Origin of the sequence: Nostocoides japonicum T1-X7 (assembly GCF_001046855.1) — a bacterium.
Lineage (GTDB): Bacteria > Actinomycetota > Actinomycetes > Actinomycetales > Dermatophilaceae > Nostocoides > Nostocoides japonicum.
Window position 1 is genome coordinate 2,734,770 of sequence record NZ_HF570958.1, and the last position, 10,943, is coordinate 2,745,712.

Below are 10,943 nucleotides of genomic sequence, written 5' to 3' on the forward strand. Positions count from 1 at the left end.
GGGTCTGTCCGATGATCGGTGTAACTGGCGTTTCTCATTAGAGGTTCTCCGCGGCCGGCATCCGGTCTTCGAAGGTGACGGCGAAGGCGTTGAGGGCCGGCTTCCACCGGGTGACCCATCGTGCCTGTCCCAGGCCCTTGGGGTCCAGTGACCGGGTGACCAGGTACAGCGTCTTGAGGGCGGCCTGCTCGGTGGGGAAGTGTCCTTTGGCGTTGACGGCGCGCCGGTAGCGGGCGTTCAGGGACTCGATCGCGTTGGTCGAGCAGAGGACCTTGCGGATCTCAACGTCGTAGTCCAGGAACGGGATGAACTGTTCCCACGCGGCCCGCCACAGCTTGGGGATGGCCGGGTAGGGCTTGCCCCACTTCTCTTCGAACTCCTCGAACGCCGCCCACGCCGACGCGGCGTTCGCGGCCGTGTAGATCGGGCGCAGGTCTTTGGCGATGGCCTCCCAGTACCGCTTGGAGGCGTACCGGAAGGTGCCGCGGATCAGGTGGACGATGCACGTTTGGACGATTGCTTGGGGGAAGACGGCGTTGACGCTGTCCGGCAGCCCCTTCAGCCCGTCGCAGACGATGAAGAACACGTCGGCGATCCCGCGGTTCTTCAGGTCCGTCAGCACGCCCATCCAGAACTTCGCCGACTCCCCGGCGCCGTGGCCGGGCCACAAACCCAGGACGTCGCGGTGCCCGGCCAGGTCGACCCCGATCGCGGCGTAGAACGGCTGGTTGCCGACCTGCCCGTCACGGACCTTGACCATGATCGCGTCGATGAACACCGCGGCGTACACCCGCTGCAGCGGCCGCGACGCCCACGCCTGCATGTCCTCGATGACCTTGTCGGTGATCCTCGAGACGGTGTCCTTGGACACCGACGCCCCGTAGATCTCGGCGAAGTGGGCGCTGATCTCCCCGGTCGTCAGGCCGCGCGCGTACAGCGACAGCACGATCGCGTCGACGTCGGTCAGCCGCCGCTGCCGCTTCGCCACGATGACCGGTTCGAAGGACCCGTCCCGGTCCCGCGGCACCTCGATCTCCACCGGGCCGGCGTTGTCGGTCAGCACCGTCTTGGCGCGGGTCCCGTTCCGGGAGTTGGCGCCGTTACGGCCCTCGACGGCGTGCTTGTCGTAGCCGACGTGCTCGCTCATCTCTTCCTCGAGGGCGGCCTCGATGACCTGCTTGGTGATCGCCTTCAGCAGCCCCTCGGGGCCGGTCAGGTCATCACCCCTGGCGCGAGCGGCCTTGACCAGCTCGCGCACCGCGTTGCGCTCCGCCTCCTGGGGCGTGAGCGTCTTCTTGGCTGCCTTCCGCAGTGGGCTCACGCCCACCAGTGTCTCGGTCATTCCACTGACCTTCCTCGCTGACGCATCAGCGGGTCGGGCCAGTTACACCGTTCGTCGGACAGTCTCACCCGATCGGGGCCTGTGCGCCATGGCGAACGGGTTGGCTCGGCCCCGGTGCCGGCACGTCTTCCAGGGTGACCCCGGAAGACTGAGCTTCACCCGACAAGGCAAGTCGGGTGAAGCTCTGTCTTGTGGGGCAACCCGATAAAGCGTGTCGGGGTGGGCGCGGGCGACGGGGACATGCGTGCGGGAGGTGCGCCGGGACGACGGGAGGTTCGGGCGCCGGGACGACGGGCGGTTCCGGGAGGTTCGGGCGCCGGGACGACGGGAGGTTCGGGCGCCGGGACGACGGAAGGCTCAGGTGCCGGGACGACGGAAGGCTCAGGCGCCGGGACGACGCGGGGCTCAGGCGCTGGGCACCATGACGCCGGGACGATGGGGGGTCAGGCGCCCGTTCGGCCGTCGATGCGCTCGCGGAGCAGGTCGGCGTGGCCGCAGTGCTGGGCATACTCGGCGATCATCCGCAGCAGGAGCCACCTGAGCGTGAAGTCCTCCCCAGGGACGACGGGGCTCCCGAGATCGTCGAGCGAGGCCTCGTCGACGATCCGCCGAGAGACCTCGCACTCGCGGTGCCACGCAGCCACAGCATCCGCCGGATCGTCCGCCGCAGGGAACTCGAAGTCGAGGTCCGGCTCCTCATCGGTGTAGTAGAGCATCGGGACGTCCTCGCCCCGGAAGTTGAGCTGGAACCACCATCGCTCGACCCCTGCGAGGTGGCGCAGCAGCCCGTGGAGGCTCATGGTCGAGGGCGGCACGGAACGCATCGAGAGCTGCTCGGCGGTGAGGCCTTCCGTCTTCATCTCGAGGGTGCGGCGATAGTGCTCGAGGTATGCGACGAGCGACTCCTTCTCGCCGGCTCGCCGCGGAATCGGCGGCCGGTCGTCGCCGTCCCACCCCGGCGACAGCGCGACAGGCGCGGCACGGCCCGGCGGAGTCGCGGCAGCGTCCGGCAAGGGGACGACAGCGCCCGACAGAGGAGCGGCAGGGTCCGGTGTCACGGCATCATCACTCATGCGGTTCACGATCCCACCGCCCACCGACACCCGTCCCGGACGCGGAGCCCGGGCTTGCAGACCCCCTGCCAGGCCCACAGATGCCGAGCCGAGGCCAACGCCCGGCCGGGCCCGTAGACGCCGAGCCGCATCCGCAGCCACCCGACGAGGCCGTCGACGCGGGCCGAATCCGCAGCCGCCGAGCCAGGCCCGCAGCCTGCACCTCAGAAGGACTGTGGCCCGAACCGCATGACGGCGACGAAAAGCGCCAGCAGCAGGAGGACGATGTTGACGCCGATGTTCGACGTCTCGCCCCGCCGGACGTGGACGATCGCGGCGAGGACCATCGTGACGGCGAGACCCGTGGCAGCCAGCGGGGTGAGCACGGTCGCGATCCCCGTCGCGGCGGGGAGGATGAGCCCGACCGCGCCGAGGATCTCCATGACGCCGATGAACTTCACCGTGCCGGCCGAGAAGTCCTCGACCCATCCCATGCTTGACGCCAGTTTCTCCTTCGAACGGCTGACCTTCATCGACCCGGCCATCAGGAAGGCCACGGCGAGCAGGGCTGCGACGACCCAGAGTGCGATGTTCATGCGAGGCTCCATCGATGTGGCTACTTGACTGTTCAACTAGCCTAGCCGTCCTAACTTGAAGCATCAAGTTAGGCCCTCGATAGGCTCCCACCATGGCGAACGACGGCAGCGACACGACGCCGTGGCTCACGCCCCAGGAACGCCGGGCGTGGCTGTCCATCGCCGCCCTCATCGTCAAGCTGCCCAACGCTCTCGACGCGCAGCTGCAGAGCGACTCCGGCATCGGCTTCTTCGACTACATGGTTCTCGCTGTCCTCTCCGAGGAGCCCCGACGCACGCTCCAGCTGAGCGACATCGCGGCCGCCACCTCGGCCTCCCTGTCCCGGCTGTCGCATACCGTCACCCGCCTCGAGCGACAGGGCCTCGTGCGCCGCGAGCGGATCCCCGGACCGGGTCGCCGCACCAACGCCGTCCTCACCGACGAGGGGTATGCCAAGGTCGTGGCGGCCGCCCCGGCTCACGTCCGCCGCGTGCGTGATCTCGTGATCGACGCACTGACACCGACCCAGCTGAGGACCCTCGGCACCGTGGGGGCACGAGTGATCGAGCGCATCGATCCCGGCCGCAGCTGTTCCGACGACTGACCTCTGCTGCTGCGGGGGTCCCCTCCCGAAAGGCGGGATCCCGTACACGAGACGAAGGCGATCCCGCCGTCGAGGCATACCGGACCGCTACCAGAACCACCAACGCCGGCGCCGCCGCCCGATGGACTCCTCGTCGGCGGCGTCGGCGGCCCCCGCGCTGTCGGCCGCCTCCCTCGCCTCCGCCTCGGCCCGCAGGCCACGCCACCGGTCGACCATGTCGTCGACGTCGACGAGGGGTGCCAGCAGCGGCGCCTGCTTGCCGATGGCGGGCCGCAGCCGGTCCAGCTTGACGCGACGGTTGTAGTCCTCGAGGACGACGCGCACCGACTCCTCGGTCGCGAGGTCGAGGAGCGACTCGGGGAAACCGGCCTTCTCCTTCCGCAAGGCCAGCGCGGGACTCAGCGCGCCGGACAGGTCGAGGTTCTCGCGCTGGGCGTACTGCTTGACCCACCAGTCCGGGTCGTCGCCGAGGTGGGGCAGAGGCTTCCCGGCGCCGGGCAGGTTGTCGAACTCACCCCGCTCCTGCGCCTCCCTGATCGCCTTCTCGACCGGCGACTCGTAGGGCTGCTGCACTCCTCCACGATAGGCGTAGCCCCCGTCGACGCACTCACGACCACGGTCACCCCGGGCCTCGGCCGCGCATACGCTGGCGGAGTGCGCATCGTCTCGCTCCTCCCGTCGACGACGGAGATCCTCTTCGCGATCGGTGCGGGCGACCAGGTCGTCGGGGTCACCTTCGAGTGCGACGAACCCCCCGAGGCCCGCACGCGGACCATCGTCTCGACGAGCGCCATGCCGGAGGGGCTGTCCGCCAAGGAGATCGACGACTTCGTCGCCGCGGCGATCGCGTCGGGCGATGACCTCTACCACCTCGACGAAGGTGCCCTGCGCGGTCTCGACGCGGACCTCGTCGTGACGCAGGACCTGTGCGCCGTCTGCGCCGTGGACGTGTCGGTCGTCGACGATGCCCTCGCCCACCTCGGCTGCAGCGCCGACGTGCTCACCGTCGACCCGCATACCCTCGAGGCGGTCCTTGCCTCCATCGAGACCCTCGGCGTCGCAACGGGTTCGGAGCCGGCTGCCGATCGCCTCATCCGTGGCCTGCGCGACCGGTTGGCCGCCGTCGAGGAGTCGGTATGCGGTCTGCCGGCTCCTCGTGTCCTCCTCCTGGAGTGGACCGACCCGCCGTTCGCACCGGGGCACTGGGTGCCGGAGCTCGTGGAGCGGGCCGGCGGCCGCAGCGTCCTCGGCCGGGCCGGCGAGAAGTCCTACCGCGTGACGTGGGACGAGGTCCGCGCGAGCACGCCGGACGTCGTCGTGTGCGCGCCCTGCGGTTACGGACTCGAGGCGTCGGCCGCCCTCGCGGCCCAGGTCGTCGCGAGCGGCGAGCTGCCCGACGGCATACCGGTATGGGCGGTCGACGCCAACGCGAGCTTCGCCCGTCCCGGTCCGCGCCTCGTCGACGGCGTCGAGGCTCTCGCCGGCATCCTCCACCCCGACGTCGCCGCACCACGCGAGGGCCTGGCCCGCCGGATCCGCTGAGGCAGGCGGCGCGGGGATGCGAGCGACGCGGGGGGACACGAGCGAAGCCGAGACACGGTGCCACGTCACGGATGTCGTAGACCCCTCAGCGGACCCAGAGCTGGGACAGGAGCGGACCGCCGAGGTACGGGTTGCTCTGGTAGTCCCCCACCCGCGACGAGGTGACCCACCACGAGACGCCGCTCGTGCCGAAGACGACCGGCACCTGTTGGGCGACATCGTGGTCGAGCGCCGTCCACTGGCGCAGGGCCTCGCCCGGGTCCGTCGCCTGCAGCGCGGTGGCCGCGTCCGCTCGCCGGTCGAAGGAGGCGTTGCAGTAGCCCGTCGGGTAGCCGGTGCGGCAGCGCACATAGGCGTCGTAGAACGACGCCGGGCCAGGGAAGTCCGGGATCCAGCCGCCGGACTGGACCTGCACGTGGTTCGCCGGATCGAGGATGTACTCGCCGTTCTCGGCGGTGTTCGGCAGGCGACGGACCGCGACCCGGTAGCCCAGTGAGCGAAGGACACGGGCGACGTAGTCCTGGTAGACCGGGTAGTAGTCGCCGACGACGTCGACGACGGTCACCGCGTCGCCCAGGGTCCCGGAGGCCCTGACGAGCGCACGGGCCCGCTCCAGGTCCGGCCCGTGGTAGGTCCCGTCGACCGGACCCTTCGTGTGGGGGCAGTACGGCGTGTGGCCGGGGAAGCCGGGAGGCAGCAGCTGGCAGGTGGGCACCGCGACGAGCGGCCCGCCGTCGAGGTCGGCCAGCACGCGCCGGTCGACGGCGTAGCTGACGGCCTGCCGGGCAAGAAGGTGGTCGAAGGGGGCCCTCGACGTGTCGAGGACGATGACCGAGTTGGACACGGTGGCCTGGGAGTGCACCTGGGCCGGATGGGTCACGAGGAGGTCGGCGACGAGGGCGTTCGTGCCCTCACGGGACCCGATGGGTGTGAGGCTGCCGAGGTCCGCCCGCCCGGCGAGGACCGCGTCGGCGACGCCCCTGATGTTCGGGACCTTGAGCCACCGGAGCTCGTCGGGATAGCCGACCGGGGACGCGGCGACCGACAGCTCCCGGAACAACGGGTTCCGGCGCAGGACGTATGCCGTGCCCTCCGCATACGCGGCGACGGCGTAGGGGCCGGTGCCCGGCTGCGGGCCGGTGACCCCGGGCTGGAAGCCCGCGGGCAGGGGGTAGACGAGGATCGCGAGCTCGCGGAGGAAGTCCGGGTCCGGCGTCGAGAGCCGGAAGGTCACCCGCCCGGCATGGTCGTCGGTCTCGACACCGTCAGACAGGTCGCACCGCGTCGGGTGCTCGATGCACTCCGGCATTCCGATGACGTGCCGGTAGAGGCCTCCCGGGCCGACCGCCGCGACTCTCGCCAGACCGCGGCGGAAGTCGGAGGCGAGGACAGGGGCGCCCGTCGAGTACCGCAACTTCGGTCTCAGCTGGAAGGTGTACGACCGGCCACCGTCGCCGGCGCGCGGCAGCCGGACGGCGAGGGCGGGAACGACGGTCTGGGGATCGGTCGAGGAGTACCGGATGGCCACGAGGCCCTCGTAGACGAGCCGCTCCGCCTGGAAGGTCGGGATGTCGTAGACGAACGCCGGGTCGATCCCTCCGTAGTCACCGGGCAGGTCGTTCTCGACGAGACTGCCCGGCAGGTTCACCGCCGCGACCGTCAGCGTCCCGCCACGGTGGCCGGTGTCCGCAGCCGCTCCGGAGGCGACCCAGAGTCGGCCGCCGGAGGCGAGGGTCGCGCGGGGCTGTCCGCCGACGGGGACCCGCGTCGTCCGCTCCGTGGCCGGGTCGATCCGGGTCAGGGACCCGGCATACCGCTCGGCCACCCAGACGGCGCCGTCGAGGACGCCGAGCGAGGTCGGCCCGTCGGCAACGTAGACCGGCCGGGCCCGGCCGGTCCCGACGTCGATCCGGGTCACGCTCTGGGACAGCTCGTCGGCCACCCAGACGTCGTCGCCGAACCGCACCAGGCCGCGTGGACCGGAGCCCACCTGGACGGGGCCCTCGAGCTCCACACCGGTCGCCGCGTCGAGGTGCGACACCGTGCCGTCCCGTCCGTTGGCGACCCACAGCGACCCCTCGTCCACCAGGAGGCCGTCGGGGCCGTCGCCGACCCCGACCACGGGACCGATCCGACCGGTGTGGGCGTCGATGCGTTCGACCGTGTTGTCGGCGCTGTTGGCGACCCAGAGCACTCCCGATCCAGCGGCCAGGGCTGCCGGACTCGTTCCGACGGCGATCGTCTGCACGACGCGCTGGGCGCTCACGCTGATGCGCGACACGGTTCCGTCGCCGGAGTTGGCGACCCAGACGTCGTCCCCCGTCGAGGCGATCGCCTCGGGGCTGCTCCCGACGTCGACCCGCTGGGTGACACTCCGGGTCTCCGGATCGACCCGCATGACGGTGCCGTCGCTCTCATTGGCCACCCACAGCGACCCGCGGGCGAGGACGAGGGCGGACGGGCTCGTCCCCACCGCGACGCCGCCGACGACGTGGCCCGTCGCATCGACGATCCCGACGCTGTTGGCCGTCAGCGTCTTCGGCGTCTCCACAGGGCTGTTCGCCATCAACGCGCCGGCCGAGAGGACGGCGACGGCTGCCCCGCCGGCCAGGATCCGACGGATGCGCGGGGGCGTCCACGATGGACCACGCCGGGCCCTCCGACCCCGCCGGGCATCGTCAGGGTTGTCAGGGGCCGGCGGGACGGAGGAGGCCCTCGTCGCCGGTGCCGAGCGGGTCGGCTCCCGCGAGCCGGGCGCGGACGCCGTCGAGGTTGAAGGCGTTGAGGGAGACGGCGTCGTCGGGAGCGGCGTCGTGGCGGCTGCCATGGCCGTCGCGGTCGAAGGCGGGACGAGGACGGGGTCGGGCCGGCTCGGCGACACCAAGGTCGGGTCCTGCGCCAGCATCCGCGCGTGGAGCGACCGCAGGGCCGGGCCCGGCTCGATGCCGAGCTCGTCGGCCAGCAACGAGCGCACCTCGAGGTATGCGGCGAGGGCGTCGGTCTGCCGGCCGGTCCGGTACAGCGCGAGCATCCGCTGCGCATGAGGTCCCTCTCGGAGCGGGTATGCCGTGACCAGCGCGTCCGCCTCGGTGAGGGCCCGGCCGTTCTGGCCGACGTCCAACAGGGCCTGGACGCGAAGCTCACGTGCGGTGGCCCTGAGGTTCTCCAACCGGTCCGCCCAGGCGTCGACGAAGGCATACCCCGTCAGATCCACGAGCGCCGAGCCGTGCCACAGGTCGAGGCCCTCGTCGAGCATCGCGAGGGCCTCCTCGGGCGCGTCGTGGGCGCGCGTGGCGGCTGTCGCGAGAAGACCCTCGAACCGGTTCGCGTCGACGGCGTCCGCCGGCAGAGCGAGCCGATACCCGGCGTCGTGGGTGACGATCAGGCGGGGGGCGACATCTCGAGGGCGGCTCGGCTCGAGGGCACGACGCAGACGGAAGATGTGCGTCTGCAGCGTGGTCATGACTCCTGGCGTCGGGTGGTCCCCCCACACCGCCTCGACGAGGCGGTCCGTCGTGACGAGTTCCCCGACGCTGCACGCGAGCCGGGCCAGGACCGCCCGCTGTTGAGGGCCGCCGAGCGCGACGGAACGCCCGTCCACGCTGACCCGCAGCGGTCCGAGCACGGCGACCTCGACGGCATCGCGACGAGGAGGGGGTACAGCCATCGGCGGCGTCCGTTCGTCCCGGTTCGTCGTCACATTAGACCCGCGCAGGGCACCGCGTGGATGACCTGGAACATTCGCGACGTCCTCGTGCTCCAGCCTCGGCCGGTGCTCCGACGAGCCCGTCGAGCCCGACGAGCAGGGGACGAGCCGGAGACGAGCACGGTGCGAGCGGGTCGCGCTGCCATGGAGGCGCAGGAGGACCCCGGGGGGACCTGGAGGAGCCGGGACCACGGCTCTGGCTGAGGAGGAGAACGACCATGGTCATGACCGGAGGAGCCGCGACGGCTACGGCGGCCGCGGCCGCGGTTCTCGTGCTCGCCGCCTGCGGAGCGGCCGCCGACGCATCGGCGTCCGGATCCGGCGCGGGAAGCACGACGAGCCGGGCGAGCACGACGACCGCCGCCGCACCCCTCGCCGTCGGCACGGCATACACCACCGTGGACGGCTCGGTGAGCTTCACCGTCGAGAAGGTGAAGTCGGTGGCCGCGCCACCGCTGGACGGCGAGGAGGCGCCGCCGCAGCTGGGCGGTGCCCTCGTCAAGGGCTGCGTCGCATCCGGTGACGGACGCCTGACGTGGGATGCGTGGACCGCGACGGACCCGGCAGGGATCCGGTTCTACCACTATGGCCCTGCCAACGACCTGCCGAAGCCGCAGTTCCCGGCTGCGACGTCGGACCCTCTGCCCGTCGGGAAGTGTGCGACCGGCTGGATCTACTTCGAGCTGATCACCGGTGCGACGATCGCCAGGGTCACGTATGCGAACGGCCCCGAGACCGCGTCGTGGAGCGCGTCATGACCATGGCCCGGCGGCGAAGGGGCGCCGCCGTCGTCGTCGCAGGTGCGGCACTGGTACTCGCGACATCGACAGAGCCCGCGCTCAGCGCACCGACCGACCCGGCCACGTCGGCAGCGTCGGCCGCTCCGGCCACGTCGGCCGCGCCGGCCCGGCTCGCCTGGACACCGGTGGCGACCGGCTCCGCACAGGACTTCAGGGGTGTGGACGCCGTGAGTCGCTCCGTCGTCTGGACCGGTGGCACGCACGGGCGGGTGCTGCGCACCATCGACGCCGGGCGCCACTGGACCGACGTGAGGCTGCCCGGCGCCAAGGACGTCTACGTCCGGGACATCGAGGCGACGTCCGCTCGGCATGCCGTCGTCATGACGGTGCCGATGGGCGACGCCGGGCCGGAGGGCAATCGCGTCTACGTCACCGACGACGGAGGTCGCACGTGGGCCTCGGTGCTCACCCCCACCGACCCGGCTGGGTACTTCGACTGCATGGCCTTCTCCACCGCGCGACGCGGGTACCTCGTCGGCGACCCGGTCGGCGGTCGGTTCGCACTCTTCGTCACCGTCGACGGCGGTCACCGGTGGCGTGCGGCCGACCGGAGAGGTATGCCCAGGGCCGCCGTCGACGAGTTCGGCTTCGCTGCCGGGGGTGGCTGCATGTCCGCCCTCGGGTCGTCCGTGTGGTTCGGCACCGGCGGCCGAAGCCCTGGGCGGGTCTACCGCTCGGTGGACGACGGCCACGCCTGGATCGTCCGTGACACGACCATCGCGGGTGCCTTCCCGGGCGTCCTCGCCGTCCAGTTCCGGGACTCGCTCCACGGCATCGCGGTCGGCGGAGACCTCGACGACCTCGCCTCCGCCGCCCACACGGCCGCCCGGACCGATGACGGGGGGCGCACGTGGCACGAGGCTCGCAGGCAGCCGCGCGGTCCGCGCAGCGGCGCCGTCTGGGTGCCCGGCCTGCCCGTCGCCATCGCCGTGGGGCCCAACGGCTCCGACATCACCCTCGACGGTGGGCGCTCCTGGCGGCCCATCGACCACGCGCCGTGGAACACCGTGTCCTGTTCGGCCGACCTCACCTGCTATGCGGTCGGCGACGCCGGACTCGTCGCCCGGCTGAGGCTGGTGCCCTGACGCGGCTGAGCCTGGCGCGCCCGACCCGGCATACAGCACCCGCGCCCGACCCGGCATACAGCAGCCGCGCCCGACCCGGCATACGGCACCGGGCACCCACCCTGCGGACACCGAGAGAGAGGACATCATGAGAGACGAAACAGCGACCCGGACGGCGCCCGCTGCTCCGAGGTCACGCCATCGTCGCGGGAGGCGACCGGCCACGACGATCGCATCGGCTGCGCTGGTCGCCGCCG

General features: G+C 71.6%; 9 protein-coding genes. 4 read left to right on the forward strand and 5 right to left on the reverse strand.

Annotated features, from left to right (window positions below; genetic code table 11):
* Positions 1-37: 37 nt before the first annotated feature.
* The 3 genes from BN12_RS12240 to BN12_RS12250 form a co-directional block, all read right to left on the reverse strand.
* Positions 38-1,342 carry an IS256 family transposase gene (locus tag BN12_RS12240; protein ID WP_157635264.1) on the reverse strand — a complete coding sequence of 435 codons (1,305 nt, stop codon included), beginning with the start codon at positions 1,340-1,342 and terminating at the stop codon, positions 38-40.
* Positions 1,343-1,785: 443 nt separating this feature from the next.
* The gene (locus BN12_RS12245; protein WP_083454612.1) at positions 1,786-2,415 is read right to left on the reverse strand and encodes a DinB family protein; all 630 of its coding nucleotides are present in this window, start codon (positions 2,413-2,415) and stop codon (positions 1,786-1,788) included.
* Between the two features lie 203 nt (positions 2,416-2,618).
* Positions 2,619-2,990, reverse strand: a complete 372-nt coding sequence (locus BN12_RS12250; RefSeq protein ID WP_048552824.1) for a DoxX family protein — start codon at positions 2,988-2,990, stop codon at positions 2,619-2,621.
* A gap of 92 nt (positions 2,991-3,082) precedes the next feature.
* On the opposite strand from BN12_RS12250, the gene BN12_RS12255 reads away from it, so the two are divergent.
* Positions 3,083-3,574, forward strand: coding sequence for a MarR family winged helix-turn-helix transcriptional regulator (locus BN12_RS12255; protein ID WP_048552825.1), 492 nt, complete (start codon positions 3,083-3,085; stop codon positions 3,572-3,574).
* Positions 3,575-3,661: 87 nt separating this feature from the next.
* Here the strand turns inward: BN12_RS12255 and BN12_RS12260 are convergent, their stop codons facing one another.
* Complete coding sequence (locus BN12_RS12260) at positions 3,662-4,147, reverse strand: DnaJ family domain-containing protein (protein WP_048552827.1); 486 nt, start codon at positions 4,145-4,147, stop codon at positions 3,662-3,664.
* An 81-nt stretch (positions 4,148-4,228) separates the two neighbouring features.
* Here BN12_RS12260 and BN12_RS12265 point away from each other — a divergent pair, with 81 nt between their 5' ends.
* Entirely contained in the window at positions 4,229-5,116 is an 888-nt protein-coding gene (locus BN12_RS12265; RefSeq protein ID WP_048552830.1) for a cobalamin-binding protein, read from the forward strand.
* 85 nt (positions 5,117-5,201) lie between these two features.
* Here BN12_RS12265 and BN12_RS12270 read toward each other — a convergent pair whose 3' ends face one another.
* Positions 5,202-8,783, reverse strand: a complete 3,582-nt coding sequence (locus tag BN12_RS12270) for a BTAD domain-containing putative transcriptional regulator (RefSeq protein ID WP_157635473.1) — start codon at positions 8,781-8,783, stop codon at positions 5,202-5,204.
* 257 nt (positions 8,784-9,040) lie between these two features.
* Between BN12_RS12270 and BN12_RS12275 the strand changes: the two genes are divergently transcribed.
* Positions 9,041-9,580: a hypothetical protein gene (locus BN12_RS12275; protein WP_048552836.1), complete on the forward strand. Its 540-nt coding sequence runs from the start codon at positions 9,041-9,043 to the stop codon at positions 9,578-9,580.
* Complete coding sequence (locus BN12_RS12280; protein WP_048552838.1) at positions 9,577-10,707, forward strand: beta propeller repeat protein; 1,131 nt, start codon at positions 9,577-9,579, stop codon at positions 10,705-10,707. Before BN12_RS12275 ends, BN12_RS12280 begins: the two co-directional genes overlap by 4 nt.
* Positions 10,708-10,943 lie beyond the last annotated feature (236 nt).